We start from the raw sequence: 24879 nt of genomic DNA, 5'->3' as shown, positions 1-24879 counted from the left end.
AAAGTGCATACTTCACAAAATATGGAGTAGGTGGTTCGATCGTTGCATGTCTACGAGAAGGCCACAAGCGCTTTATGTCTACGTGCATCCCGATGAACGGTCGTTCAACCGGCAATTATTCGAAGCGGGGCGAGCCGCACTCGAACGCACCCACGACGTTGTGACGAGCGACCTCTACGCCATGGAATTCAACCCCGTTCTCACCCGTGCTGATCTAGGTGGTTTCGCGCAGTCGGATGAACCTTTCCTCACACGTTGGGCACATGCGTACGCGGAGGGGCAGCTTCCTGAGGATGTCCGTATCGAACAACAGAAGCTATTGGATGCTGAACTTGTCGTCGTCCAGTTCCCGCTCTGGTGGTACTCGGTGCCTGCGACGCTCAAGGGGTGGTTCGATCGGGTGTTCGCGTCTGGATTCGGATTCGATGTGCTTGATCCCGCGACTGGCATCCCGCGGAAATACGGTGACGGTGTGCTTGTCGGGAAGCGCGCCCTGATCTCCGTATCGCTCGGGGAGGGCCTCCGCTCGGTCGCGCCGCGTGGGATCGCGGGTGATCTTGATTCTCTTCTCTTCCCTCTTACTCACGGCACGCTGTTCTACACCGGCATCGAACCACTTCCGCTTCACATAATCGCGGATGCCGATGACCTGGGTCCTGATGATGTGGAGCGTGAGATCAGGCGATTCACTGATCGCATCGCCGGTGTGGCGGAGGAGACTCCGACCCCGTATCGCACGATGATGAGCGGTGACTATCGTCCAGGTCGTGCTCTACGCGAGGAGTTCGCACCGGGGCGCACCGACCTCGGGATCCATCGACGTCACTAGGACTTGGCGTCCTGGCGACTACCGAAGGTGAGACGCGCCGTTGAGGTCGAGGACCGCGCCGGATGCCCACTGCGCCCCCGGTGAGGTGAGGTAGATGACCGCTGCGGCCACTTCATCCGGAGTGCCGACGCGACCGAACGGGCTTTGCGCTCTGAGCGCGTCTCCGCCGTCGCCCGTGAGCTTCGACTCCTGTCGTTCGGTGCCGATGAACCCGGGAGCGACGCTGACGACGGAGATCTGGTGCGGCGCGAGTGCCACAGCCAGGGACTGCCCGAGCGCGTGCAGTCCCGCTTTCGCCGCTCCGTACGCGGGGTAGTCGGGCTCGCCTCGGTTTGCTCCGCGCGAGCCGATGTTCACGATCGTTCCCGGCTTCCCTGCGTCGATGAGCGCGTTCGATACGAGATAGCTCATGTTGGCAGCGGCGAGGAGATCGACGTCGATCATCTGCCTCCAGGCGCGTATCCACGTGGCGTAGTCGGTCTGGTCGACGCGGTGAAAGTTCGCTTCGTTGGGTGCCATCGCCGCGTTGTTCACGAGGATGTCCACGGATCCGAGGGCACGGACGCTCTCATCCAGCACGTTTCGTGCGACCTCGGGGTCGGTGAGGTCCCCGTTCACGAGGTGGTGTCCCTGACCGTTCAGAAGGCTCAGAGTCTCTTCCGCGGATGCACGGTTGGAGCCGTAGTGGACCGCAACGCGATCACCGCGTTGGCTCAAGGCGATTGCCGTAGCGCGTCCAATTCCGCGCGAGGCGCCGGTTACCAAAGCGTTGACCATCTACTTGCCTTACTTGTCGAGTGGTGTCTGTGCAGAGAGCTGAGTCGTCACTGGTGCGGAATTGGGCACCGGAGCAGTCCCTCAGCGAGCGGCACGCGTCGATGTTCGAAGCCGGTAGAGGCTCGTCGTCGCGGTGATGAAGAGGTCGGATCCGTCGTCTCCTCCGAAGCACACGTTGGCGACAACTTCGGGCACAGGGACGAACAGGAGTTCTGCGCCATCGATCGCGAAGACATGAATACCGTCGCCTGCTGACGACCACACGCGGCCTTCGACGTCGACTGCGATGCCGTCGGGAAGGCCGACCTCGATCGTGGCGAAGTGTCGGCCACCTCGTGCGTGGGCACCATCGACGTCGTACGCGCGGATCCAATGCCCTGGCCCGTCATCCAGACCGGACCCAGTGTCCGTCACGTATATGGTGAGCCCGTCGGGGGAGAAGGCCAGTCCGTTCGGGCGGTCCATGTCGTCGATGACCGACGTGAGGCCGTCTTCCTTCGACCAGCGGAAGACCCGACAGCCCCCGTACTCGCGCTCGCCGGGATGCCCCTCCTGCGGTTGCACGATGCCATAGTCCGGATCGGTGAACCAGTATGAGCCATCGGGCGCGAGCGCCACATCGTTCGGCGAGTTCAATCGATGCTCGCCCCAGTGGTCGACGATCTCCGTCACCGTGCCGTCGGGAGCCTCTCGCTCGAGTCGCCGCATCCCGTGAGAGCACTGCACGACGCTGCCATCGCGGTCGAGCATCCGACCGTTGGTGAACTCGACGCCATCCCGGTACACGCTGACCGCGCCCGTCGCCGCATCCCAGCGCATGATGCGGTTGTTGTGGATGTCGCTCCACCGCACTGCACGCTCGGCGGGCATCCACAGCGGGCCCTCGCTCCAGGTCGCCCCGGTCGCGAGCCGCTCGATGTTCGCGCCGTCCGGCAGCAGATTCGTATCGGTCGTCATAGTTGGGCGCCTCCTGATCCGGGAATGATGACTCCCGTGATGGTACCGGTGACGACTCGCTACGGGGCGACCGTTACCGCGACCAGCTCCTCCGAGATCTTCCATACTCGCGCAGCCTCTTCTTCGCTGCGCAGCCGGGAATAGAGCTTCTGCTCGGCCGGCGCGCCGCCCATTTGGCCGATCCCGCCCGGCCCGTACAGGCGACGGCGGCCGGCATCCGGCGCGGTGACGGCAGCCAGCGCAGCGAGCGCGGCGGTTTCCGGCGTCCCGACGACCAGCCCGCGTGCTGAGGCCCAGCGGATCAATTTGACGCCCAGAGTGTCTTCGCTTCGTCCGATTTCAGCACGGGCGGAGAGCAAGCTGGTTGGCGCGATGCCCGGATGAGAGAGGTTGCTGGTGATGCCCCAACCCGCGACAGCACTTCGTCGGTCGAGTTCGAGTCCGAAGAGCCCGAAGGCGATCTTCGACTGGCTGTAGGCGCGCATCCCGTCGTAGGAATTCTCCCAGTTCAGATCCGCCCAGTTGATTGACCCCTGGTTCGCAGCCACGCTGATCTGCGAGGTGACACGTGCGTGGCCGGCGCGCAGCAGCGGCAGCAGGTGTGCGACAAGCGCGAAATGGCCGAGATGGTTGGTGCCGAACTGCAGTTCGAACCCGTCAGCCGTCGTCTGCCGCTCGGGTGGAGTCATTACGCCGGCGTTGTTGATGAGCATGTGAATCGGTCGTCCGTCAGCACGCATAGTCTCGCCCAGAGAAGCCACCGATTCAAGCGATGACAGATCCAAGGGCAGCAGCGTGATCTTTGCGTCCGGGACGAGCCGCCGGATGCCGTCGGCGGCTGCCTCACCCTTGCTTGCGTTGCGCACGGGGAGGACGAGTTCAGCACCCACCCGAGCGAGACGAGTGGCGATCCGCAACCCGACGCCGTCGCTGCCTCCGGTGATGACGGCGCGACGGCCGGTCAGCGTGGGGATGGTGATGTCGATGGTCCTGCGTGGCATGTCGGTGCTCCTTCGTTGACTTCCTCCACTCTGCGGGTTCTTACATCCGGCATCCAGGACCTCTCAGTCAGTGGATACCGATCGTGTCCGAGTGCCAGGATCGATGCAGATGGAAGGCGAGACATGGTGATCGACAAAGCAGGGCTGGCGGACTTTCTCCGCCACCGGCGTGACGCGCTGCAGCCGGAAGACGTCGGGCTTGCGCATGGTCAGCGTCGGCGGACCGAAGGGCTCAGGCGCGAGGAAGTCGCCGTGCTCTGTCACATGTCGCCCGACTACTACGCCCGGCTGGAGCGGGGCAGTGGACCGCAGCCCTCAGCGCAGATGATCGCTTCGATCGCCCAGGGGCTGCACCTGTCGATCGAGGAGCGGGATCACGTGTTCCGTCTCGCGGGCCATCAGCCGCCAGCGCGCGGGCTGATGAGCGATCACATCAGTCCGGGGATGCTGCGCATCTTCGATCGCCTGCAGGACACCCCCGCCGAGATCGTGACAGAGCTGGGAGAGACGCTGCGCCAGACCCCGCTGGGCGTCGCCCTCACGGGTGACCTGGTTGGTCTCAGCGGGGCGCATCGCAGCATCGGCTTCCGGTGGTTCGCTGATCCGCGGACGCGGGATCTCTACGCACCGGAGGATCACGGGTTCCTCTCCCGACTGTGGGTCTCAGGGCTCCGTGAAGCGGTTTCGCGGCGCGGACGTGACTCGCGTGCAGGTCAGTATGCCGATCTTCTGCTCGCCCAGAGCGCCGAGTTCCGCGCGCTCTGGGACAGGCAGGAGGTCGGGCTGCGTCCGCGAGAGACCAAGCACTTCATTCACCCCGAGCTCGGCACGCTCGACCTCGCATGCCAGACGCTGCTTGATCCGATGCAGTCGCATCGGCTGCTCGTCTACACGGCGGCACCGGGGTCGGAGACGCACGAGAAGATGCGGATGCTCTCGGCGCTGAGCCCACGCCAGGCGCACTGAGCCAGGCGGGGTACCGCTCCTGGCCGCAAGGCAAGGAAGGGAGCGATGCCGATCGTGTCAGGCGTGCGGAACGACGACCGCTCGACCGGAGATCTCGCCGGCTTGCAGTTTCTCGTACGCAGTGAGAGCTTCGTCCATCGTGAAACGCTCGACGTCGGGACGGATCTGCCCTGAACGGTAGAGGGCTACCACCTCATAGAGGTCTTCAATCGTGCCCCAGTAGGTGTTGAGGATTGCTGCTTCGTACGGGTTGGTGAAGAACGACCACTCCACGACGCCACCCGCGATGCCGACGACGATAAGGCGCCCCTGTTGGCGGATGAGCGACTGACCGAGTGCGATCGTCGGGGTGATGCCCACGAAGTCGATGACGGCATCGACGCCCTTCCCGCCGGTGAGCTCGCGAATGCGCTCGGCCTGGCCGTCGCCTCCGGCCACAGTGACCGCGCCGAAGTCTTCGGCGCGACGCATCGCAGACTCCTTCATGTCGGTGGCAATGACCTGCGCGCCTGTGAGCGCCTTGAGGATCTGCACGCCGATGAGGCCGAGTCCACCGAGTCCAATGACGAGGACGCTCTTGCCTCCGGCCTGAAGCGCAGGAAGAGCGAGTTTGATCGCGTGGTACGGAGTGAGTCCCGCATCGGCGAGTGGTGCGGCGTCGATGGGGTCGGCATCCTCAAGCGGAATGAGGTTCGTGGCAGGCACGGTCATGTACTCAGCCATGCCGCCGTCACGTCCGAGCCCGGTCGCTAGGTAGCCCACCTCGGCGACGTTCTCGCAGTACGTGTCCTGTCCGCGAGAGCACGCCTTGCAGTGCTTGCATCCGATGGGGCCGTAGACGAGGTACGCATCGCCCTTGGCGAAACCGGTGACTCCTTCTCCGACTTCTTCGATCCAGCCGGATGACTCGTGCCCCAGGGTGAAGGCGGGCGGGATTGCTCCTGGAGTGCCCTCATCCATTTCGTTGTAGACGGCGACGTCAGAGTGGCATGCTCCCGCACCGGCGATTTTCAGCAGAACCTCCCCGGGGCCGGGCTTGGGACGTTCTACCTCTTCGATTGTGGGGAATGTCTTGTACTGCGTGTAGCGTACGGCGCGCATGGTCCTGCCTTTCGGTATGACGGTGATCCTGCCGATCTTGTAGAGACCTACATGCCCAGTGTCGCCGCTATCCCTGCTGGTGGGCAGGCGCTTGACAACCTGGCCGCCGCTCAGTACCAGTTCACCGACTGCGAGTGACCCCATGCCGAGCAGGGTGCGCCGTAGGCGCGCTGAATGTAATCCAGGCCCCAGCGGATCTGCGTGGTTCCGTTGGTCGCCCAGTCGTCGCCGAAGCTGGCCATCTTGTTGCCGGGGAGGGACTGCGGGATGCCAGTTGCTCCACCGCCGGAGTTGTACGCCTGGTAGTCCCAGCCTGACTCCTTGTTCCACAGCGAGTTCAGGCAGGAGAACTGGTCGTCGCCCCAGCCGTACTGGTCGGCAGCGATCTGCCGCGCAACATTGCGGGCGCCGTCGGGTGTGTTCGCTGCGGTGAGAGCCGCGGCGGCGGCTGCTTCAGCCTGCTGTTGTGCGATCGCGGCATCAATGCGTCCGCGTAGCGCGGCGGACTGCGCTGTCACCAGCTCGGTCTGTGCGGCGAGGTCGGCGGTGAGGGCGGGGCGCTGCAGTATCGTGTCGACATCGTCCTGCGAGAGCGAGCCGAGCGCGCTCAGGAGGCCTGTGGTTTCAATCGCGATGCTCTCGGCGCCCAGATCAACTTCGGCTGACTTCGCGTCCAGGACGACCTTCGCAGCATCCGTCAATGCGGTTCGGCCGGTGGCAACTGCCGACTCAGCTTCGGCCAATCCCACTCCGAGCTGCGCCGAGTCGGCGACCGCAGCGCGTCCGGGCGAAGCGGCGACGGCGGGGGCCGCAGCCGAGATTCCCGCAGTGACGAGTAGCCCCAGAACCGCTCCCACGGCGAGGGTGATGACAGTGGTGCGCGGGCGGGTGGGTGTGAGCAACTGAGTTTTGGGCATGACGAACGTAACGATCCTTATAGCTATCAGCGCCGCTTCGGGGCGGCAAGCGCGACCTCGGGGCTGGACGCGCAAAGTAACGATTCTGCATCATCGACCCTATGTGTGGCCTCCGTGCCGCCTGAATGCCCGGTGTGAGCGGTCGTTCGAAGATATTGCTACTCAGTCTTGCCAAGTACCGGTACTTAGTGTTACTTTCTACTGGTAGTCAGTGACACCGAGTAGAAGGGAGCAGTCAATGGCAAGTCAACTTACCGAGATGCTCAAGGGCACTCTCGAGGGCATCGTCCTCACCATCCTGACCGAGCGCCCCGCGTACGGGTACGAGATCACGGCGCGGCTGCGCGACGAAGGCTTCGTCGACGTGGTCGAAGGCACTGTGTACGCGCTGCTCGTCCGCATCGAGCAACGCGGCTTCGTGGATGTGAAGAAGGTTCCCTCTGAGAAGGGGCCGCCCCGCAAGGTCTATTCGCTCAATCGGACCGGGCGCACCCAGCTCGGAGAATTCTGGAAGACCTGGAGCTTCCTCTCCGAACGCATCGAACACCTCCACCAGAACACATACGACGAAGGGAAATGATCATGGCAGCAAAGTGGATCGAAGCGCTCACTGGAACGCTCGAACAGAAGAAGCAGTACAAGCAGGACAAGGCCCGCATCGATGGGCTCCCCGAGCCCTATGCGACGGCAGCCAACGCGATGCACCGGTACCTCATGTACTCCGGGAACGTCACCGACGGCGAGACCCTCATGACGATGCTCACCGACCTGGCCGACCTCTGGGAGCGCGCCGCGGTCGACGGCACGCCGGTGCGCGAAATCGTGGGTGACGATCCGGTGGAGTTCACCGAGACGTTCGCCAGCGCGTATCTGGGCAAGCGGTGGATCGACAAAGAGCGCGCACGCCTCACGGCGGCAATCAACGGCGCAGACGAGGAGGAGAAGAAATGATCACCGACAAGTCCAGCGGGCCCGCGATCCGGGTGCAGGGCGTCACGAAGTCTTTCAAGGATCTGCAGGTGCTGCGGGGCGTCGATTTCGATGTCCAGGCAGGCAGCATCTTTGCATTTCTCGGTTCGAACGGTGCCGGAAAGACCACACTCGTACGGATCCTGTCGACGCTGTTGAAGGCGGATGCGGGTACGGCAGTCGTTCATGGGTTCAACGTCGCGGCAGCGCCGAACGATGTGCGTCAGTCGATCAGTCTGACGGGCCAGTTCGCCGCAGTCGATGAGGTGCTCACAGGCCGGGAGAACCTTGTCTTGGTCGCGAAGCTGCGGCATTTGAAGAACTCTGGAGAGATCGCAGATGAGATGCTTGCCCGGTTCTCGCTCACGGATGCCGGTGCCCGCAAGGCCGCGACATATTCGGGTGGGATGCGGCGTCGGCTTGACATCGCGATGAGCCTGATCGGCAATCCGCCGATCATTTTCCTCGACGAGCCCACCACCGGTTTGGACCCGCAGGCCCGCATCGAGGTGTGGCAGACCATAAAGAAACTCGCCAAGGCGGGAACCACGGTGCTTCTCACCACGCAGTACCTCGATGAGGCGGAGCATCTCGCTGATCGGATCGCGATTCTGCATAAGGGCACCATCATCCAGAACGGCACTCTCGCCGAACTCAAGAAGCTCCTCCCCTCGGCGAAGGTCGAGTACATCGAGAAGCAGCCCTCCCTCGAAGACGTCTTCCTCGCGCTCGTCGGCGAGACATCGACCGCAGCATCCAGCGGAAAGGAACTGTAATGACCAGTCACTTCCTCAGCGACACCCGAGTTCTCACCGGGCGGTCCCTGACTCATATCGTTCGCAGCCCCGACACGATCATCACGACCGCTGTCACCCCGATCGCGTTGATGTTGCTATTCGTGTACGTCCTGGGCGGTGCGATCAACACTGGCTCGGACGAGTCTTATATCAACTACATGCTGCCCGGCATCCTGCTCATCACGGTCGCGATGGGCGTCTCGTATACGGCGTACCGGCTGTTCCTCGACATGCAGGGCGGAATCCTCGAACGCTTCCAGTCGATGCCGATCGCCCGATCCAGCGTGTTGTGGGCGCACGTGCTCACATCCCTGGTTTCGAACCTGCTCTCGATCGCGATCGTTACTGGCGTCGCGTTCGCTATGGGATTTCGTACCGGGGCATCCTTCGGTGCCTGGTTGGCCATCGCTGGCATCCTGACCCTATTCACCCTTGCCCTCACCTGGCTCGCGGTGATCGCGGGCCTCGCGGCGAAGACCGTCGACGGCGCGAGCGCATTCAGCTATCCGTTGATTTTCCTCCCGTTCATCAGTTCCGCGTTCGTGCCCACCGCCTCGATGCCTGGGCCGGTGGCCTGGTTCGCCGAGAACCAGCCGGTGACATCGATCGTGAACAGTATCCGCGCGCTGTTCGCCGAGCAGCCGGTCGGCAACGACATCTGGATCGCCCTGGCCTGGCTCGTCGGCATCCTCGTTGTCGGCTACCTCGCCGCCGTCGCGATCTATCGCAAGAAGATCAGTTGACTGTCGATACGAATGCAGGTCGGGCCGTCTCCTTCCGGAGGCGGCCCTTCTTCGTGCGCATACCTGTGGACAGACCTTCGACGTGGTGAAAGTCTTGAAGCCACGCGCGGATACTGATCGTGACACACACAGGGAGCAGAGCGATGTTCGAGAACTCCGATGCCTTCAGCGGTATGTCGTCCAACGACGTCGCCGCCTCACGCGACTTCTACGAGGGGGTTCTCGGCCTCGTCGTCGTCGAACAGGGCGATGGCCTGATCGCGGTGCAACTGCCTAAAGGTGGCGCCGTACTCATCTACCCGAAGGATAACCACCAGCCAGCGACGTTCACGATCCTCAACTTCCCGGTCGAAGACATCGACGCGGTCGTCGACGAGCTTGTCGCCAAGGGCGTGACGATGGAGCGGTATGAGGGCTCAGGGCAGGATGAGAAGGGGATCGCGCGCGGCAAGGCCGCAGGCCGTGGCCCCGACATCGCCTGGTTCAAGGACCCTGCGGGCAATATCCTCTCAGTCCTCTCGAGCTGAGGCGGCCGGAGCGGGAGCCTGATACCGTTCCAAGAACTTGACCCGAGATCGGAGACGCTGTGGCACTGGAGCCGACGCGAGCGCGCCCGATGGCAGGGGCCGCGATCGCCAGCCCGATGCTTGCTGTCGCGGCGGTGGTGACGACGGTGATGGGCCTCTGGTTTGTCGCCATTCCGTGCGCGCTTGCCGGTATCTCCACAAGTCTTCAGGCGCGGCGTGCGCTGCAGGCCGATCCAAATCTGCGGGGGACGACCTTCAGCCTGATCGGCTTCCTCGTTTCCGCGATCGTACTGTTCATCACGCTCTGGCCGGGTGTGCTGTATTTCTGGGGGCTGACTCTCGCTCAGCTGGGCTGAGCTCCTGCGCCACTGTAGCGGGAAGGGTTTCCCGCTACGGCGCGCGGGTCGGCTCACTCCACGAGCTTGCCCTCGGAGGAGACCTCGCGGATGAGCGCCAGGATCTCGGCGGGCGCGGGTGGGATCTCCTCACGCGTCACACCAGTGGTCGGTGACCACACGAGGTTCACCTGCAGCGCCGGATCCGTATCCGGGAAGTCGCTGCGGTTGTGGCATCCGCGGGTCTCGCGCCTTTCCAGCGCGGCTTCGAGAGTTGCCCGTGCGGCCAGCGCCGAACCCTTGAGGTCGAAGGCGTGCGCGAGATCCTGAAAACCGGCGATGTCGGGGTGGATACCGACATCCTGCATCCGAGTTTCGATCTGGTCCAGCTCGGCAAGCCCAGCCAACAGCCCCTCTTCGGAACGCACCACACCGGCGTGCTCGGTCATTGTGTTGCGGATGCCGCGCTGCAGCGCGCGCACGTTCTCTCGGCCATCGGCGGCGAGCAGGTCATCGATCTCCGCACGTGCCTCGGCCACCGCCTCTGCCGAGCGGTGCTGAGCGTCCAAGCCCTCGGCGTGTACGATCGCGGCCTGCCCGACCAAGCGCCCGTACACCAGCAGCTCGATCAGGGAGTTGCCGCCGAGGCGGTTTGCGCCGTGCAGCCCGCTGGAGGCCTCGCCGATCGCGTAGAGCCCGTCGACGTCGGTGCCATGGTCTTCCGGACGCACCCAGACGCCACCCATTGAATAGTGCGCGGTCGGGGCGATCTCGATCGGGTCCGTGGTGATATCGAGCATCTGCAGCTCCATCATCGTCTGGTAGACGCGGGGGAGACGGGTCATGATCGTCTCGCGAGGCAGATGAGATACGTCGAGCCAGACGCCGCCGTTCTCAGTGCCGCGACCCTCCGCGATCTCGGTGTAGGCGGCAAGTGCGACGCGGTCGCGGGTGGAAAGCTCCATCCGCTCCGGGTCGTATTTCGACATGAAGCGCTCGCCGAGTGCGTTGCGGAGGATGCCGCCTTCACCGCGGGCGGCCTCAGAGATCAGAGTGCCAGCGGCGTTCTCCGGCTCGATGATGCCGGAGGGGTGGAACTGCACGAGCTCGGGGTCGCGCAGTCGCGCCCCGGCGTCGACGGCGAGCCGGAACGCGTCGCCGGTGTTCTCATCGCGACGAGACGAGGTGCGGCGCCAGATGCGGGTGTGTCCGCCGGCCGCGAGGATCACCGCATCCGCATGGATCAGATAACGCGTGCCGTCGGACTGATCGAAGCCGTACGCGCCGAAGACGACGTTGTCCTTGACGAGAATGCGCGTGATGTAGACGCCGTCGAGGATCGGCACATCGAGCTGCTCGGCTCGGCGCACCAACGTGCGCTGGATCTCCAGCCCCGTGTAGTCGCCGGCGAATGCGGTGCGGCGGAATGTGTGCGCCCCGAAGAAACGCTGCGAGATGCGGCCGTCATCTTCACGTGCGAAGTCCATGCCCCAGCGCTCCAGATCACGGATGCCGCGCTCCGCGCCCTGCGTGACGACCTCGACCGTGTGCGGATTGGCGAGGAGATAGCTCTCCTTGATCGTGTCGGCGGCGTGCTGTTGCCAGCTGTCGTCGGCATCCATCGTGCCGAGAGCAGCGTTGATGCCGCCCGCGGCAAGAGAGGTGTGTGCGTCGTCGCGGTGGCGCTTGCCGACGGCCAGCACGTCGACGCCGCGTTCAGCGACCTCGATGGCTGCGCGCAGCCCGGAACCACCGGTGCCGATAACCAGGACGGTGGTGGAGATCTGTCGTTCGCGTGTACTCATGCTTCCACGCTAAGAACGCGCGCCCGATAACTCCAATGCATTGTTTATCTCGTGTCGATAGACTCTGAGCATGAACCTGGAGCAGCTGCGAGGTTTCGTCGAAATCGCCAACATCGGACACTTCACTCGCGCATCCGAGAATCTGCATCTTGCCCAGCCTTCGCTTAGCCGCCAGATCTCAACGTTGGAGCAAGAGTTGGGCGCCGAATTGTTTCATCGCGCTCGCGGGAACATCTCGCTCACTGACGCGGGGCAGACGCTTCTGCCGCGTGCGCGGCGCATGCTGGCAGATGCCGATGCCATTCGTTCCGAGATGGCAGAGCTCGCGGGTCTCCAGCGAGGGCGTGTGCGTCTCGGTGCCACGCCGACTCTGTGTATCAGCCTCGTCGCAGAGGCGATGGGCGCGTTCCATGTCGCGCATCCCGGTGTGGAGCTGCTGCTCACTGAGGCCGGCTCGAACGTACTGATCGAGCAGCTCGCCGCCGGTGCCGTCGACATGGCGCTCATCACGTTTTCGGATGCGCTTCCGGTGACGGGAGCTGCGCTGGTGCGCACGCCCTTGCTGACTGAGGAACTAGTGGTCGTTTCATCGGCGGCGCACCCGCCAGTCGCCACCGACGAGGGCATCGATCTTGCCGGTCTCGCACGTCTGCCGCTCGTATTCTTCGCGGAGAGCTACGACCTGCGTGCGGCGACAGATGCCGCCTTTCGCGCGGCCGGCCTGGCGCCGACGCCGGTCGTCGAGGGCGCCGAGATGGATGCCGTGCTGCGGTTCGTCGAGCGAGGACTCGGCGTCGCGGTCGTTCCGGCGATGGTGCTGCTCGACCGGCCGACGCTGCGGTCCGCGCGCCTGCGCGACCCGCGTCTTGCCCGTACGATCGGCCTCGCCCACCGCTCTGACGTCAATCCCACCCGCGCGGCGGCGGCGATGCGGCGGGTGATCGTGCGGACGGCCGGTGAGCTCGTCGACCGCGACCCGACGACAATGGCGCTGGTGGAGTAGCAGCGCCTGCTCCTACTCCGCTGGCAGTGCCTTCACGGCCGCGGCCAGTACCTGTGGCACCGTCGGCACGCCTTCGGCGCGGAACACCTGAACGCCCGCGGCATTTCTCACGATCACGGTGGGGGTGAAACGGATGTCCAGCGCCTCGGCTGCATCCGGATCCTGAGCCACATCGATCTCGGTGATCGTCGCGTCCGGGAGGAACCGTGCCGCGTCAGCGAGTACCGCACGCGTGCGTGAGCATGCGCCGCAGAACGCCGACGTGATCAGTGTCAACTCCATAGAGCAACCTCCCTACTCCGCCCCAACGCGCACTCGGGTAAACAAATTCCGTCGGAGGGGTTGCGGTTTAATTAATAAGTGTGGATTATTAATTAATCCATCCGGGTCTGCTCGCGATGGTCTACCTAGAGGCTCACAGAGGAGTTCAGATGCGAAAGATCATGCGAGTGGCGGCGTTCGCCACTGCCGGAGTAGCGGCCCTGGCATTGGCCGGGTGTGGTTCGAGCGGCAGCGGTGCTGCTGGCGGCGAGCTCCCGGACGGCATCCCCGAGACCATCGACGCGGCAGGCGAGAAGCTGACCGTCTGGATCATGCAGGACGACTACAGCGATTCCACGCTTGAGGCGATGAAGGCCGAGTTCACCGAGCGCACCGGCGCTGAGGTCGACGTGCAGGTCCAGCAGTGGGAGGGCATCGCCACCAAGCTCAGCACTGCGCTCGGCACCTCCACCCCGCCGGACATCGTCGACATCGGAAACACCCAGGTCGCCGGCTACGCGGCCAACGGTGCACTGCTCGACATCACCGCGTACAAGGAAGACCTGCAGCAGGGCAACACCTGGCTCGGTGGTCTCGAAGACCCGGCAACCATCGACGGCGTCCTCTACGGCATCCCCGGCTTCGCCGGCAATCGCGCCGTGATCTACAACAAGGTGCTGTGGGCTGAGGCCGGCATCACCGAGGCTCCGACCACGTGGGAGGAGCTGACCGCTGACCTCGACACGTTGGCCGCAGCCAACACGGCAGCAGACTTCTCGCCGATGTACGTCCCCGGCCAGCACTTCTATGTCGGCCTGCAGTTCCTCTGGGAGAACGGTGGCGAGGTCGCCGTCTCCGAGGATGGCGAGTGGACCTCCACTGCTGATTCGGACGAGGCCATCAAGGGCATCGAGGCCTGGAAGGAATTCCAGAACACCTACTCGGTCGCCTCTTCGCGAACCGTCGACGCTGACAACCCCGAGCAGGAGCAGATCTTCGCTGACGGCAAGGCCGGCGCGATCATCGCCACCAACGGCTCGATCAATGCCATCCTCGGCGCCAACCCCGACCTGACCGAGGATGACCTCGGCACGTTTGCCCTGCCTGGCCAGGTCGAAGACACTCAGCCGGTCATGCTCGGCGGCTCGGTCTGGGGCATCGCGGCGAAGAGCCAGAACCCCGACCTCGCGCTCGTCTGGGCTCAGATCGCCACCAGCGACGACATTCAGGTCGACTACGTCTTCGGGGAACAGGGTCTGATGCCCAACTCCGTCGAGATCGGTGAGAAGGTCGCCGCCGACCTGCCAGACACCAAGGTCGGCTTCTTCGCTGCCGCGCTCAACTCCCGTGCCACCCCGGCTTCCCCCGGTTGGACCGAGGTCGAGGGTGCACGCCTGCTGCAGGAGCTGTTCTCTACCGTCGCTGCCGGCACCGCCACTCCGGAGGAGGCTGCGGCCACCTACAACACCAAGGCTGACGCGTACCTGAAGTGATCTCGAAGGGCGGGTACCGCACAGGTGCCCGCCCTTTCCTTCCCGCCGACCTGGAGAATGAAGTGACCAAGAACCCCCGCTCGGCGCGCGCTTTCGCCGACCGCCGACTCCCAGCGTTCCTGCTGCTGACGCCGGCGGGCCTCCTCCTCACTGCCGTGACATTCATCCCGCTCGGGGTGATGGTGTGGATGGCCTTCACCGACTATGACAAGCGCTCGCTGTTCACCGGTGCCTACGAGATGGTCGGCCTTCAGAACTTCGCCGATATCCTCGTCGACGGCGCCTTCTGGGGATCGTTCTTCCGCACGCTCTGGTTCACCGCCTCGCTTGTCATCGGCAGCCTCGTCATCGGCGTCGCCATCGCGCACCTGCTGACCCGGCTCGGATCGAAGATGCGCACGGTCGTCACGATCGTGCTCGTCTTCGCGTGGGCCATGCCGAACGTCGCGGCATCCCTCGTCTGGAACTGGATGTTCCAGCCCGGCTACGGCGTGATCAACTGGATCCTTACCCAGCTGCGTGTGTTCGGCGACATGACCGCCACCGACTGGGGCTCCAACACCGCACTCGCATTCACCTCCATCTGGATGCTCGTGGTCTGGGGCGCGGTGCCGTTCATCGCCCTCACCGTCTACGCGGCTGAAACCCAGGTCGGTGCCGAGTACGTCGAGGCCGCGCGTCTGGACGGAGCATCCGAACGGAGCATCTACTTCAACGTGACGCTGCCGTTCCTCAAGCCCACAATCCTGCTCATCACGATCCTCTCCGTCATCTGGGACTTCAACGTCTTCAACCAGATCTGGCTCGTCTCCAAGGGCGGCCCGGACGGTTCAACCTCGACGCTCGGTGTCTTCACCTACATCACGGCATTCGTCGGCCTCGATCTCGGTACCGGTGCGGCCCTCGCGCTCATCACCGCCCTGCTGCTTGCCGCGCTGACCAGCGTCTATATCCGCCATCTCATCCGCTCGGGGGAGGACAACCTATGAGCATCATGACTCCCACCACCACGACTTCCGTCACCACGCCTCCCACCGCCACGACCAAGGCTCTCGCCAAGAAGCGCCGCGGCCGCAAGCTCGGCACTCCATCGCCGACCGCCAACATCGTTGCGCTTGTCTTCTGCGTGCTCTGGGCCTTCCCGATCTACTGGATGGTCAAGACAGCGTTCACCCCACGTCGTGACGCACTGCAGTCGACGCCGCAGTTCATTCCGATGAACCCGACGCTCGACAACTTCCACACCGCGATCTTCCAGGCCGGATTCTTCGACAACCTCAGGAGCTCTCTGATCGTCGTCACCGGTGCCGTGATATTCGCGATCCTTACCGGTCTGTTCGCGGCTGCCGCGCTCTCGCGCTTCCGCTTCAGCGGGCGTCGTTCGATCCTCGTGATCATCTTGCTGATCCAGATGATCCCCGGCGGTGCGACCCTCATCCCGCAGTACCTCGTCTTCAATGAGACGGGCCTGCTTGGTACCTATTTCGGTCTGATCCTCGCTTACGTTTCGGCGACCCTGCCGTTCTCGATCTGGATGATGCGCAGCTTCTTCCTGGCATTGCCCGCAGAGCTCGAAGAAGCCGCGCAGCTCGACGGAGCCAGCACGTGGCAGGTGCTCACCCGCATCCTGTTCCCGCTCGTGCTGCCAGGCGTGCTCGCGACCAGCGTGTTCACGTTCATGAACGCGTGGAACGACTACCTCATCGCCTACACGTTCATGAAGGACCAGACGATGTACACGCTTCCCGTCTGGCTCGCCTCGTTCAGCTCGCCGATCACCGGCACTGACGTCAGCGGTCAGATGGCGGCATCCGTTCTCTTCTCTCTACCCGTGGTGGTGTTCTTCGTGTTCTTGCAGCGCAAGCTCGTGACCGGAATGACGGCAGGGGCGGTGAAGGGCTGATGCTCGCGCACACTCTCATCCCTCGTCCTCGCCTGTTCGAGACGGCAATCGGTGAATTCGTCATCGCAGAATCCGTTGCGGTCGTGCAGATTCCGGGCGCCACGGACGCTGTCGCTGTCCTCACCGAACGACTGTGGGCCGGTGCTCGCATCCGCGTGGACAACTCAAAGAGCGATGGTGCCGGCATCCACTTCGTGGAGGATGCTGCGCTGGCGTCTGAAGCGTATTCGATCGAGGTGACGACGCTCATCATCACGATCACCGCGGCGGATGCCACCGGTTTCCGCTACGCGGTCGCGACCCTGTTGCAGCTCATGGGAGAAGGAATCTGGCGGGCGGCATCTGCTCTGCCTCGTACCATCGAGATCCCGGCCTGCCGCATCGAAGATGAGCCAGCATTCGAATGGCGCGGAGTCATGATTGACGTGGCGCGGCACTTCCTACCAGTGCGCGAGGTGCTGCGCATCGTCGATCTGCTCGCGATGCACAAGTTCAACCGTCTGCATTTCCACCTCACTGATGATCAGGGTTGGCGGGTCGAGATCCGCGCCTTCCCTCGTCTGACCGAAGTGGCCTCCTGGCGTGACCGCACGCAGGTAGGCGCCGACGACGCGACCGCTCCTGAAGTCACGCGTCCGCACGGTGGCTTCTACACGCAGGATGACATTCGCGAGATCGTCGCGTATGCCGCAGGCCGTGGGGTCGAGGTTGTTCCCGAAATCGATCTGCCTGGACACTCACAGGCCGCCATCTCGGCGTATCCCGAACTGGGCGTTCCTGGCCCGGGCGGTGCGCTGCAGGGGGTCGAGGTCTACCCACGCTGGGGCGTCAGCCCGTACCCGCTCAATGCCGAGAACACCACCGTCGACTTCTTCCGTACAGTTCTCGACGAGGTGCTCGAACTGTTCCCCTCCATCGACATCGGTCTCGGTGGCGACGAGGTGCCTGCGGGGCCTTGGGAAGCCGACCCGCGCTCGCAGCAGTTGGCGCGTGAACGTGGCCTGACTGGTCCGCGGGAGTTGCAGTTCTGGTTCCTCGAGCAGTTGCGCACGCATATCCAGCAGAAGGGGCGGCGGATGCTGGCCTGGGATGAGGTGCTCGAGCACGAGGTCACCTCCGATGTCACGGTGCTCGGATGGCGAGGGGATGCCGGGATCGGTGAGGCCCTGCGCCGCGGCATTCCGGTCATCGCCTGCCCCGACAATCAGCTGTACTTCGACTACCGCCAATCCGAGGATCCCCGCGAGCCGATTCCCGTCGGTGTGGTCGTCGGGCTTCGGGAGGTCTACAACTTCGTGCCGGTGCCGGCATGGGCAACGCCCGAACAGGCATCGTTCCTGCGCGGTGCGCAGGCGAACCTGTGGGCTGAGCACATGGAAGATGCGCGAGTGCGTGATTACATGCTGTGGCCACGTGCGTGTGCTTTGGCCGAGGTGCTGTGGAGCGGACCCGGAGGCGACTTCGATGATTTCGCCGCGCGTCTTGACACGCACTTGCGGCGCCTCGATGAGCGTGGCGTGGAATACCGGCGCACCTCTGGGCCGCTACCGTGGCAGGAGCGTCCCGGAGTGAGCGGACGCATCCAGAACCAAACGGAACGGCAGCAGGAGATCGACGCGCTGACGTCCGCGATCGTACGGTGAACGTGCGAGAGAAGGATGACATGGCACGACAGGGCGAGCCGCCTCGCCGGGCAACCGGCATTCTGGCGCTGACCCCGACGGAGTTGCGCGCGCTGCGACGTGAGCCGCAGTCTCCCGGCGGGCCCGCGATCCACGTCACCAGGCAGCACAACCTGTCGGTCATCCGCCGTCTGCTCTACGCGAACGGACCACAGACCAGGCCCGAACTTGCTCGTCTCAGCGGCCTGTCGCTGCCGACCGTCGGCGGACTCGTCTCAGCGCTGGTGGATGCCGGCACGGTGCAAGATCTGGGTGTGATCGCGCGGGCCAAGGTGGGCAAGCCCGCATCGCGCGTGGCGATCGATGCCGCCGGTAACGTCTCGATCGTGCTCGATCTCACACACGACGACATGTTCATCGGTGCGCTGGTCGACTTGGATGGCACTGTGGTCGACCGAGTGCAGGTCAACATCGGCGATGCCAGCGGTGACGCCGCGCTGGAGCACGCTGCGGACCTCGCGGCTCTGTTGATCGACCGGGCGACGGCGCAGGTCGTCGGAATCGGGGTGGCGTCGCCTGGACTCGTGGACGATCGCGGTCAGGTGCATGTCGCCGATCGGCTGCGCTGGCGCGACGTGCCGCTCGCCGACGTGTTGCAGGAACGCACCGGCATCCCCACCGTCGTCGGCAACGATGTCAATCTGCTGGCGCTCGGGCTCAGCCGCTTCCGCAACCGCTCAGGACGCGACGCGATCGTCGTCGCGCTCGACAACGGCGTGGGTGCTGCCGTGCTCGAGGGTGGCGAGCCCGTGCTCGGCGAGCAGTTCGCGGCGGGGGAGATCGCGCATCTCACCGTCGCCGCCGACAGCGAGATGTGCCCGTGTGGACGACGCGGATGCCTCGACATGATCGTTGGTGCTCAGCACCTGGCCCGACGGCTCGGGGCAGAGGGCGAGGGGATCCTCGAACCGTCCGGGCGCATTCTGGGCGAGGTGCTCGCTCCCATCGTGATCATGCTGAACATCAATGTGATCGTGGTGGTGGGGCCGGCATCGCTCGTCGAAGGCCCGTTCGCGGATGGTGTTGTCAGCGGCATCCACTCACGGCTACGCCCCGCGATCATCGAGGGCTTGGATATTGAAGTCGGCGCAAACGATCCCGATCTGGTTCTGCTCGGTGCCGCGGCCACGGTGATGGAGTCTCAGCTCGGCATGCGCTGAGCGCTCTTTACTCGGGAACGCCCGGTCACCGGCTGACGTCGGTGGATGCGCTCGCTGGCCGCGGCTTCGCGTGGAGGACACCGGACATGGCGCCGAGCGCCGCACCGACCACCGTGTCGATGATGCGCTCGAAGGCGATGTCCATCGATCCGATCTGACCGGTGGCGGCGCCCGTTAGCAGTAGTACGAGCGGAGTGATGATCATGAGCGCGAGGGCGTAGTGGCGAACCACCACGAGTTCGACCGAGAACTGCATGATCCCGAGCAGGAGCGCGATCCAGAGACCCGAAGGATGCAGCAGCGCCAGCAACGCATAGACGCCGACGCCGAGCACCGTGCCCAGCATTCGGTGCAAGCCGCGCTGGAAGGCAGCCTTGCGCGCGGCGGCTGAACCGATCACGGCGATGGCGGCACCGACGATCCAATAGCTGCGCCCAGGATCGACGAAGGAAGCGATCAGCACCCCGAGCACTGACACGATGGCCACGCGCAGAAGCAGCACCTTCGCATCGGCATCGAGCGCCGGGCCGGGTAGCAACTCGCTCAGAGGGCGCGCACGTCTGGCTCGTACGCGGGGGATGAGCAGCGGAGACGCGGCAACCAGATAGGCGAACAGGCAACCGCCAGCAACGGCGGCGGTGTACTCGAGTGGCGTGATCTGAGCATGGGCGACGACCTGGGCCGACAGCCCGAACATCAGCACGAAGAACAGCGGGCCGGGTGGGCCAAGTCGGAATCCGAACGCGAGTCCCGCGCTGACGAGCGCCACGACCACGACGCCAACGCTGACCAGCCAAGGCTCCGCCGCAGCAAGGGCGCCGGACATGGCACTCAGGGTGAGCCCGATGCCGACGAACGGCAGCACTCTGGCGCGCTCGACCACGGGGGACGCACCGGCGAAAAGTACGGTGAACGCACCGGATGCCGCGATATACCCGAGCGTGGGCATCCCCAGCAGCGTCAGCACGACGATCGGCATGGTGAGTCCGATCGCAGCCTGCAGTCCCAGCTGCCAACGAGGACCATGGGACGGGGCGAAGGCGAAAAGACTCACACGTCTATTGTCCTCCCGTCTCCCGCGCGCTTCCGCCGGTCAGCCGCTTCCGGGCTCAGCTGCGGAGAAGGTTCACTCGCGGTCGAGTCCGAAGGTGCGCTTCACAAGCGCCTGCACATCACGGTCGAGTCCGTCCATTCGGCCGTTCATCGCGTCGAGACGAGTGTTCACCGCGTCGAAGCGTGCGCTCATCTCTGCGCGCAGGCCGCCGATCTCGGCACCGAGTTCACCTCGCAGGCCGCCGATCTCGGTGCGAACCACGCGAATGAAAAGCGTGGAGACGACAGTGAGCATGCCGAACATCAGGGCGATGAAGGCCCCGATCATCGTCCATATCTGTGCATCGTTCAATGCGTCCACCCCTTCATTGTCATCGACAAGGTCCACCTTGCCAAGTGGGTCGCCCACAACGCGGAATCGGTGGATAAGTCCGCCGGGCGGACAATTGCGCAGTACGAGTCAGCGGTCGCGCTCAGCGTGCCGTGAGCCAATCCGCGAATGTCTGACGGCCCAGCTCGGCTCCTGGTCCTGGCAGGGCGTAGCCCGCACGCATCCCCTTCATCTGCGCCGTGGGCAGGTTGATCGAGGGGATCCACCCGCGGTGTCCCTCGGCGCGCGCATAGGCCTTGATCATCGCGTCGAGGGCCTCTTCTTGGGGGCCAGCGACGTCGCGGGTGCGACCCTGAGGAGTCCCTGCGGCGAGGGCGGCAAGGCGCGCGCCCACCTCGCGGGCTGCGATCGGCTGCACACGGGCGCGCGGGGCGAGATGGAGTGGCCCCGCCTTAGCGCGGGCGAACAACTGCGCGGCGAACTCATGGAACTGCGTTGCACGCAGGATTGTCCAGGGCACGGGCGACTCCTCGTACACCTTCTCCTGGGCGATCTTGCCGGCGTAGTAGTCGTGCGGCATCCGATCGATGCCGACGATCGACACCAGCACGACATGACCGACTCCGGCATCAGCAGCCGCGCGCACCAGATTTCCGGATGCCGTCGTGAAGAACTCGATCGCAACATCCGCTTTCAACGTCGTCACATTCGCGGTGTCGATGACGGCGTCGACACCGACGAGTGCAGAGCTCAGGCCCGTGCCGGTGATGAGATCCACTCCGTGCGAGCGGCTCAGCACCACCGCCTCGTTTCCTGCGGCCTGCACGGCGTCTACGGTGTGCCGACCAACGACGCCCGTACCTCCTGCCACTGCGATCTTCATGCGATGTCCTCCTTCGGTTCGATGATATTCCTGGGCGGTTCTCGGCGCGCGCGGGTCCGGGGCATGAGTACGCAGCGCTCGCTCCTGCGGGCGGCTATTCTGGCTCGATGACTGCAGTGACAGCGCGGCCGGGCATCGCTGACCGGCTCTCTCGGATGATCCAGCTGCCGACGGTGTCCGCAGAGCTCGAAGAGCGCGGAAACGGGCCGTTCGAGGACTTCGTTGCGCTGATCGCAGAGCTGTACCCGCTCGTCCATGAGCGGCTGACACTCGAGCGCCACACCGATTTCGGGCTGCTGTTCCAATGGAAGGGTCGGACTGTGGCTTCTGACGGCCCGCTCGTGCTGATGGCGCACTACGACGTCGTCCCTGTTGACGAGAGCGATTCGTGGACGCATCCGCCGTTCTCTGGCACCATCGCGGATGGCCGCGTCTACGGACGTGGCGCACTCGATGACAAGGGGCCGCTCATCGTGGTGCTCGAAGCCGTGGAGAATCTGCTCGCTGCCGGCTTCGTTCCCACGCGCGACGTATACCTCTCGTTCGGCGGGAACGAGGAGACCTTCGGCGCCGCAGCCGTGGAGATCGCCCGTGTCCTGAAGGACCGAGGAATCGTGCCGTGGCTCGTGCTCGATGAGGGCGGTGCCGTGGTGGATGCGCCGCTGTCGTTCGTACAGGGCCGTGCCGCGATGATCGGTGTCGGCGAGAAGGGTGTTCTCACTCTGAAACTCAGCACTCGTGGCGACGGTGGTCACGCCTCAGCGCCGCCGACGCTCACGGCAGTTCGTCGCATCGCCCGTGCGGTGAGCCGACTCGATCCAAGAACGTTCCGTCCTCGCACGCCGAAGGCGATCTCGCGGATGCTGTCGCAGTTCTCCGAACAGGCATCCGGACCATCGCGCCTGCTGCTGAAGGTGCTGGCAGGCGTGCCCTTCCTGACGGCGCGTGTGTTCGCGGCGCTCGGCGGGGAACCAGCTGCGATGGTGCGCACAACGGTCGCCGCGACCATGCAGTCCGGAGGAACAGCGGCCAACGTCATCCCATCGCAGGCATCCGCGACCATCAATCTGCGTATCGCGCTAGGCGAGACGGTCGACGACGCCGTCGTCCGCGTGCGCAAGCGCATCAACGACCCGCTCGTCTCGATCGATGTGCTCGAGGGCAGTGAGCCGTCGGCGGAATCGCCCACCGACAATGCCCAGTTCGCGTTGCTGGGTGAGGCGCTGGAACAGGCTTTTCCCGGCGTCCGGCCGGTGCCCTACGTGATGATGGCCGCAACCGACTCGCGCCACTTCCACCGGTATTCGCCGGCCGTCTACCGCTTCGCGCCGCTGGAGATGTCGAATGCCCAACGGGCATCGATCCATGGCGTGGATGAGAGTGTCGAGATCGCCACTCTGGAGCGTGGCGAAATCTTCCACCGAGCGCTGCTCGAACTGCTGAACTGAGGACGAAGATGTCTCGTACTGCCACACTGGGCGCCCTTGCGTCCGTCGTCGGATTCCTCGCGTTCGTCGAGTTCACCAGCGGCGTGCTGCAGGGCTATTACACGCCGATGCTCTCCGATATCGCTCGCCACCTGCAGATCCACGATGCGGACGTCAACTGGTTCGAGGGCACGCAGCTCATGCTGTCGGCCCTCGTGGTGCCCGCGTTCGCAAAGCTCGGCGACATGGTTGGCCACAAGCGGATGCTGTTGATCTCGACCGCCCTCACGGCCGCTGCCGCGTTGGCGCTGCCGTTTACCGACTCGTTCTGGGTGTTCCTCGTTGCGTGGACGCTCATGGGCTTCTACGTCGTCTGGTTACCGTTGGAGATCGCGCTGATCTGGTCGCGGTCGCGGCGGATGGAGGGGCGCTCGATCATCACTGCTCGCGCTGCCGGACTGCTCGTCGCGGCGCTCGAGATTGGGGCCATTGCGGGCGCGCTCGTCGGTGGTGCACTGATCGATGTGCTGCCGCTCACGATCGTGCTGCTGATTCCGGCGCTGCTCGTTGTGGTGTGTTTCTTCGTCATCCTGTTCGGTGTGAAGGAGTCGCCCGACTCCACCGGGGGCGTGCTCGACACCGTCGGACTCGTGCTCATCTCGATCGCTCTCATCTGCTTCACCGGCGGCCTCAGCCTGCTGCGTCTGGAGGGCGGCCTCGTCAATCCGTGGTCGTGGGCCGTCGTGGTCCTCGGAATCCTGCTCATCGTGCCGTTCGCGTTGTGGGAGCTGCGTCATGACGATCCGCTGATCGACGTGCGCATGTTCCGCTCGCCCGCGCTCGGCCCGGTATTCCTCACGGCCGGCCTGTTCGGTGTGAGTGTGCTCGGCGCTCAAGCTCCGCTGTCGACCTTCGCGCGCACTGACCCGGATGTCTACGGCTACGGTCTCGGAACCACCGGGTTCGCAACCTCGCTGATCATCGGCATCTACCTCGTAGGCATGATCACCGGTGCACTGCTCTACTCGCGGATCGCCCGCCTGATCACGCCCCGGCTCACGCTCATCGGGGCGGCGCTGCTGGTCGGCATCGGGTTCCTGCTGTTTCTGCCGTTCCACGACGCGTACGCGCAGGTGATCACGAACATGGTGATCGTCGGCATCGGTTCGGGAGCGCTCGTCGCCGCTCTCCCGGCGGCCGCGGCATCCGCTGCTCCCGAAACGCAGACCGGCGTCGCGACCGGTCTCACCAACTCGGTGAAGACGCTCGGTGGGGCGATCGCCTCGTGCGTGTTCGGCATCGCTCTGATGCACGGGGTCGCCACAACAGCCGGGGCGACCGAAGGAACGGCCGGATCGCTTCAGGGCTACATGACGGTGTGGGTCGTCTGCGGTGTGACAGCACTCGTGGCGGCCGCGCTGCTGGTGTTCGTGCCGAAGCACGCGTTCACTGACCGTGCGGCGGACGAGGCGGAAGCCGTCGCGTCGTAGTCAATTCAAGCTCGTAGTCAATTCAAGCTCGTAGTCAATTCAAGCTCGTAGTCATTCCCAACCCTTCGGATTGTGCATGAATTCCAATCGGATGCCGTTCGCATCCTCAACGAAGGCGGCGTAGTACCCGTCGGTAAAGCGCGGATACTCCTTCGGCCCGCGCACTTCGGTCCATCCTGCCGCGATCGCAATGTCGTGCAGCTGGTCGACCTCCGCCCGCGAATCGACGGCGTAGGCGAGATGCTGCCAGCCGACGCGGCCGTGTCGGTGAGGGCCGGTTCCTTCCTCGCGTGCGGGATACAGCAGGAGCTCGGGCTCGCCCGTCTTTTGCCAGTACGCCAGGTCTTCCGCGTCGTGAGCGCGAATGTAGCCGAGCGCTTCCAACACCGGATTGAACTGCGCGGATGCCTGCGGCACATTGTCGACGGTGATGCCGAGGTGATCGAAGGTGGCCATCTGCACAGTCTGG

The 24879-nt window shown here is 64.6% G+C and carries 27 protein-coding genes; 16 read left to right on the top strand and 11 right to left on the bottom strand.

From position 1 onward, the window contains the following. The first annotated feature begins 46 nt into the window (after positions 1-46). Positions 47-829: an NAD(P)H-dependent oxidoreductase gene (locus AC1C2Q_RS05655; protein ID WP_495449321.1), complete on the top strand. Its 783-nt coding sequence runs from the start codon at positions 47-49 to the stop codon at positions 827-829. A gap of 18 nt (positions 830-847) precedes the next feature. Here the strand turns inward: AC1C2Q_RS05655 and AC1C2Q_RS05650 are convergent, their stop codons facing one another. The 3 genes from AC1C2Q_RS05650 to AC1C2Q_RS05640 form a co-directional block, all read right to left on the bottom strand. Continuing rightward, the gene (locus AC1C2Q_RS05650; RefSeq protein WP_495449320.1) at positions 848-1606 is read right to left on the bottom strand and encodes an SDR family NAD(P)-dependent oxidoreductase; all 759 of its coding nucleotides are present in this window, start codon (positions 1604-1606) and stop codon (positions 848-850) included. Positions 1607-1687: 81 nt separating this feature from the next. Beyond that, positions 1688-2563 carry an SMP-30/gluconolactonase/LRE family protein gene (locus AC1C2Q_RS05645; protein WP_495449319.1) on the bottom strand — a complete coding sequence of 292 codons (876 nt, stop codon included), beginning with the start codon at positions 2561-2563 and terminating at the stop codon, positions 1688-1690. A gap of 59 nt (positions 2564-2622) precedes the next feature. Continuing rightward, a complete protein-coding gene (locus AC1C2Q_RS05640; protein ID WP_495449318.1) occupies positions 2623-3564 on the bottom strand; it encodes an SDR family oxidoreductase in 942 nt (313 codons plus the stop codon). A 123-nt stretch (positions 3565-3687) separates the two neighbouring features. On the opposite strand from AC1C2Q_RS05640, the gene AC1C2Q_RS05635 reads away from it, so the two are divergent. Then, entirely contained in the window at positions 3688-4530 is an 843-nt protein-coding gene (locus AC1C2Q_RS05635) for a helix-turn-helix transcriptional regulator (RefSeq protein ID WP_495430056.1), read from the top strand. A 57-nt stretch (positions 4531-4587) separates the two neighbouring features. Here AC1C2Q_RS05635 and AC1C2Q_RS05630 read toward each other — a convergent pair whose 3' ends face one another. After that, complete coding sequence (locus AC1C2Q_RS05630; RefSeq protein ID WP_495431711.1) at positions 4588-5631, bottom strand: NAD(P)-dependent alcohol dehydrogenase; 1044 nt, start codon at positions 5629-5631, stop codon at positions 4588-4590. 110 nt (positions 5632-5741) lie between these two features. Beyond that, positions 5742-6548, bottom strand: a complete 807-nt coding sequence (locus AC1C2Q_RS05625) for an aggregation-promoting factor C-terminal-like domain-containing protein (protein ID WP_495449317.1) — start codon at positions 6546-6548, stop codon at positions 5742-5744. 238 nt (positions 6549-6786) lie between these two features. Here AC1C2Q_RS05625 and AC1C2Q_RS05620 point away from each other — a divergent pair, with 238 nt between their 5' ends. The 6 genes from AC1C2Q_RS05620 (at position 6787) to AC1C2Q_RS05595 (ending at position 9940) form a co-directional block, all read left to right on the top strand. After that, the gene (locus tag AC1C2Q_RS05620) at positions 6787-7128 is read left to right on the top strand and encodes a PadR family transcriptional regulator (RefSeq protein WP_495430054.1); all 342 of its coding nucleotides are present in this window, start codon (positions 6787-6789) and stop codon (positions 7126-7128) included. Positions 7129-7130: 2 nt separating this feature from the next. Beyond that, positions 7131-7499 (top strand): DUF1048 domain-containing protein, encoded by a 369-nt coding sequence (locus AC1C2Q_RS05615; protein ID WP_495449316.1) that lies wholly within the window; start codon positions 7131-7133, stop codon positions 7497-7499. Further along, on the top strand, positions 7496-8293 hold the full coding sequence (locus tag AC1C2Q_RS05610) for an ABC transporter ATP-binding protein (RefSeq protein WP_495449315.1): 798 nt from the start codon (positions 7496-7498) through the stop codon (positions 8291-8293). Before AC1C2Q_RS05615 ends, AC1C2Q_RS05610 begins: the two co-directional genes overlap by 4 nt. After that, a complete protein-coding gene (locus tag AC1C2Q_RS05605) occupies positions 8293-9057 on the top strand; it encodes an ABC transporter permease (RefSeq protein WP_495449314.1) in 765 nt (254 codons plus the stop codon). Before AC1C2Q_RS05610 ends, AC1C2Q_RS05605 begins: the two co-directional genes overlap by 1 nt. A gap of 143 nt (positions 9058-9200) precedes the next feature. Further along, the gene (locus AC1C2Q_RS05600) at positions 9201-9584 is read left to right on the top strand and encodes a VOC family protein (protein WP_495449313.1); all 384 of its coding nucleotides are present in this window, start codon (positions 9201-9203) and stop codon (positions 9582-9584) included. A gap of 59 nt (positions 9585-9643) precedes the next feature. After that, a complete protein-coding gene (locus AC1C2Q_RS05595; protein ID WP_495449312.1) occupies positions 9644-9940 on the top strand; it encodes a hypothetical protein in 297 nt (98 codons plus the stop codon). A gap of 53 nt (positions 9941-9993) precedes the next feature. Here AC1C2Q_RS05595 and AC1C2Q_RS05590 read toward each other — a convergent pair whose 3' ends face one another. After that, a complete protein-coding gene (locus tag AC1C2Q_RS05590; RefSeq protein ID WP_495449311.1) occupies positions 9994-11724 on the bottom strand; it encodes an L-aspartate oxidase in 1731 nt (576 codons plus the stop codon). Between the two features lie 70 nt (positions 11725-11794). Here AC1C2Q_RS05590 and AC1C2Q_RS05585 point away from each other — a divergent pair, with 70 nt between their 5' ends. Continuing rightward, on the top strand, positions 11795-12727 hold the full coding sequence (locus tag AC1C2Q_RS05585; protein WP_495449310.1) for a LysR family transcriptional regulator: 933 nt from the start codon (positions 11795-11797) through the stop codon (positions 12725-12727). A gap of 12 nt (positions 12728-12739) precedes the next feature. Here the strand turns inward: AC1C2Q_RS05585 and AC1C2Q_RS05580 are convergent, their stop codons facing one another. Further along, positions 12740-13009, bottom strand: a complete 270-nt coding sequence (locus AC1C2Q_RS05580; RefSeq protein ID WP_495449309.1) for a glutaredoxin family protein — start codon at positions 13007-13009, stop codon at positions 12740-12742. Positions 13010-13158: 149 nt separating this feature from the next. On the opposite strand from AC1C2Q_RS05580, the gene AC1C2Q_RS05575 reads away from it, so the two are divergent. The 5 genes from AC1C2Q_RS05575 (at position 13159) to AC1C2Q_RS05555 (ending at position 19226) form a co-directional block, all read left to right on the top strand. Next, entirely contained in the window at positions 13159-14481 is a 1323-nt protein-coding gene (locus AC1C2Q_RS05575) for an extracellular solute-binding protein (protein WP_495430045.1), read from the top strand. Positions 14482-14543: 62 nt separating this feature from the next. Further along, positions 14544-15470 carry a carbohydrate ABC transporter permease gene (locus AC1C2Q_RS05570; RefSeq protein ID WP_495430044.1) on the top strand — a complete coding sequence of 309 codons (927 nt, stop codon included), beginning with the start codon at positions 14544-14546 and terminating at the stop codon, positions 15468-15470. Continuing rightward, a complete protein-coding gene (locus AC1C2Q_RS05565; protein WP_495449308.1) occupies positions 15467-16384 on the top strand; it encodes a carbohydrate ABC transporter permease in 918 nt (305 codons plus the stop codon). Before AC1C2Q_RS05570 ends, AC1C2Q_RS05565 begins: the two co-directional genes overlap by 4 nt. Further along, positions 16384-18027 carry a beta-N-acetylhexosaminidase gene (locus tag AC1C2Q_RS05560; RefSeq protein WP_495449307.1) on the top strand — a complete coding sequence of 548 codons (1644 nt, stop codon included), beginning with the start codon at positions 16384-16386 and terminating at the stop codon, positions 18025-18027. The genes AC1C2Q_RS05565 and AC1C2Q_RS05560 overlap by 1 nt, the downstream gene beginning before the upstream one ends. 20 nt (positions 18028-18047) lie before the next feature. Beyond that, positions 18048-19226: an ROK family protein gene (locus AC1C2Q_RS05555; RefSeq protein ID WP_495449306.1), complete on the top strand. Its 1179-nt coding sequence runs from the start codon at positions 18048-18050 to the stop codon at positions 19224-19226. A gap of 25 nt (positions 19227-19251) precedes the next feature. Here the strand turns inward: AC1C2Q_RS05555 and AC1C2Q_RS05550 are convergent, their stop codons facing one another. The 3 genes from AC1C2Q_RS05550 to AC1C2Q_RS05540 all read right to left on the bottom strand — a co-directional run bounded on the left by AC1C2Q_RS05550 (position 19252) and on the right by AC1C2Q_RS05540 (position 21493). Continuing rightward, entirely contained in the window at positions 19252-20280 is a 1029-nt protein-coding gene (locus AC1C2Q_RS05550; RefSeq protein ID WP_495449305.1) for an FUSC family protein, read from the bottom strand. A gap of 72 nt (positions 20281-20352) precedes the next feature. Beyond that, positions 20353-20640 (bottom strand): hypothetical protein, encoded by a 288-nt coding sequence (locus tag AC1C2Q_RS05545; RefSeq protein ID WP_495430039.1) that lies wholly within the window; start codon positions 20638-20640, stop codon positions 20353-20355. A gap of 112 nt (positions 20641-20752) precedes the next feature. After that, entirely contained in the window at positions 20753-21493 is a 741-nt protein-coding gene (locus AC1C2Q_RS05540; protein WP_495449304.1) for an SDR family oxidoreductase, read from the bottom strand. A 107-nt stretch (positions 21494-21600) separates the two neighbouring features. Between AC1C2Q_RS05540 and AC1C2Q_RS05535 the strand changes: the two genes are divergently transcribed. Together AC1C2Q_RS05535 and AC1C2Q_RS05530 are read left to right on the top strand one after the other, a co-directional pair. Next, the gene (locus AC1C2Q_RS05535) at positions 21601-22941 is read left to right on the top strand and encodes a M20/M25/M40 family metallo-hydrolase (RefSeq protein ID WP_495449303.1); all 1341 of its coding nucleotides are present in this window, start codon (positions 21601-21603) and stop codon (positions 22939-22941) included. A gap of 8 nt (positions 22942-22949) precedes the next feature. Next, a complete protein-coding gene (locus tag AC1C2Q_RS05530) occupies positions 22950-24410 on the top strand; it encodes an MFS transporter (protein ID WP_495449302.1) in 1461 nt (486 codons plus the stop codon). A gap of 51 nt (positions 24411-24461) precedes the next feature. On the opposite strand, the gene AC1C2Q_RS05525 is transcribed toward AC1C2Q_RS05530, so the two are convergent. Then, the gene (locus AC1C2Q_RS05525; protein WP_495449301.1) at positions 24462-24866 is read right to left on the bottom strand and encodes a VOC family protein; all 405 of its coding nucleotides are present in this window, start codon (positions 24864-24866) and stop codon (positions 24462-24464) included. Positions 24867-24879: the final 13 nt, after the last annotated feature.

This window comes from Microbacterium sp. Y356, assembly GCF_059445355.1.
Note: the sequence above shows the minus strand (reverse complement) of the source record. Positions and strands in the feature narration are given on the sequence as shown.

Bases quoted from the DNA above. Each gene is read 5' to 3' on its own strand.
- AC1C2Q_RS05530 (WP_495449302.1), top strand. From the start codon at position 22,950: ATGTCTCGTACTGCCACACTGGGCGCCCTTGCGTCCGTCGTCGGATTC.
- AC1C2Q_RS05615 (WP_495449316.1), top strand. From the start codon at position 7,131: ATGGCAGCAAAGTGGATCGAAGCGCTCACTGGAACGCTCGAACAGAAG.
- AC1C2Q_RS05540 (WP_495449304.1), bottom strand. From the start codon at position 21,493: ATGAAGATCGCAGTGGCAGGAGGTACGGGCGTCGTTGGTCGGCACACC.
- AC1C2Q_RS05635 (WP_495430056.1), top strand. From the start codon at position 3,688: ATGGTGATCGACAAAGCAGGGCTGGCGGACTTTCTCCGCCACCGGCGT.
- AC1C2Q_RS05620 (WP_495430054.1), top strand. From the start codon at position 6,787: ATGGCAAGTCAACTTACCGAGATGCTCAAGGGCACTCTCGAGGGCATC.
- AC1C2Q_RS05565 (WP_495449308.1), top strand. From the start codon at position 15,467: ATGAGCATCATGACTCCCACCACCACGACTTCCGTCACCACGCCTCCC.
- AC1C2Q_RS05630 (WP_495431711.1), bottom strand. From the start codon at position 5,631: ATGCGCGCCGTACGCTACACGCAGTACAAGACATTCCCCACAATCGAA.
- AC1C2Q_RS05580 (WP_495449309.1), bottom strand. From the start codon at position 13,009: ATGGAGTTGACACTGATCACGTCGGCGTTCTGCGGCGCATGCTCACGC.
- AC1C2Q_RS05555 (WP_495449306.1), top strand. From the start codon at position 18,048: ATGGCACGACAGGGCGAGCCGCCTCGCCGGGCAACCGGCATTCTGGCG.
- AC1C2Q_RS05590 (WP_495449311.1), bottom strand. From the start codon at position 11,724: ATGAGTACACGCGAACGACAGATCTCCACCACCGTCCTGGTTATCGGC.
- AC1C2Q_RS05625 (WP_495449317.1), bottom strand. From the start codon at position 6,548: ATGCCCAAAACTCAGTTGCTCACACCCACCCGCCCGCGCACCACTGTC.
- AC1C2Q_RS05640 (WP_495449318.1), bottom strand. From the start codon at position 3,564: ATGCCACGCAGGACCATCGACATCACCATCCCCACGCTGACCGGCCGT.
- AC1C2Q_RS05575 (WP_495430045.1), top strand. From the start codon at position 13,159: ATGCGAAAGATCATGCGAGTGGCGGCGTTCGCCACTGCCGGAGTAGCG.
- AC1C2Q_RS05655 (WP_495449321.1), top strand. From the start codon at position 47: ATGTCTACGAGAAGGCCACAAGCGCTTTATGTCTACGTGCATCCCGAT.
- AC1C2Q_RS05560 (WP_495449307.1), top strand. From the start codon at position 16,384: ATGCTCGCGCACACTCTCATCCCTCGTCCTCGCCTGTTCGAGACGGCA.
- AC1C2Q_RS05605 (WP_495449314.1), top strand. From the start codon at position 8,293: ATGACCAGTCACTTCCTCAGCGACACCCGAGTTCTCACCGGGCGGTCC.
- AC1C2Q_RS05585 (WP_495449310.1), top strand. From the start codon at position 11,795: ATGAACCTGGAGCAGCTGCGAGGTTTCGTCGAAATCGCCAACATCGGA.
- AC1C2Q_RS05535 (WP_495449303.1), top strand. From the start codon at position 21,601: ATGACTGCAGTGACAGCGCGGCCGGGCATCGCTGACCGGCTCTCTCGG.
- AC1C2Q_RS05645 (WP_495449319.1), bottom strand. From the start codon at position 2,563: ATGACGACCGATACGAATCTGCTGCCGGACGGCGCGAACATCGAGCGG.
- AC1C2Q_RS05610 (WP_495449315.1), top strand. From the start codon at position 7,496: ATGATCACCGACAAGTCCAGCGGGCCCGCGATCCGGGTGCAGGGCGTC.
- AC1C2Q_RS05650 (WP_495449320.1), bottom strand. From the start codon at position 1,606: ATGGTCAACGCTTTGGTAACCGGCGCCTCGCGCGGAATTGGACGCGCT.
- AC1C2Q_RS05600 (WP_495449313.1), top strand. From the start codon at position 9,201: ATGTTCGAGAACTCCGATGCCTTCAGCGGTATGTCGTCCAACGACGTC.
- AC1C2Q_RS05525 (WP_495449301.1), bottom strand. From the start codon at position 24,866: ATGGCCACCTTCGATCACCTCGGCATCACCGTCGACAATGTGCCGCAG.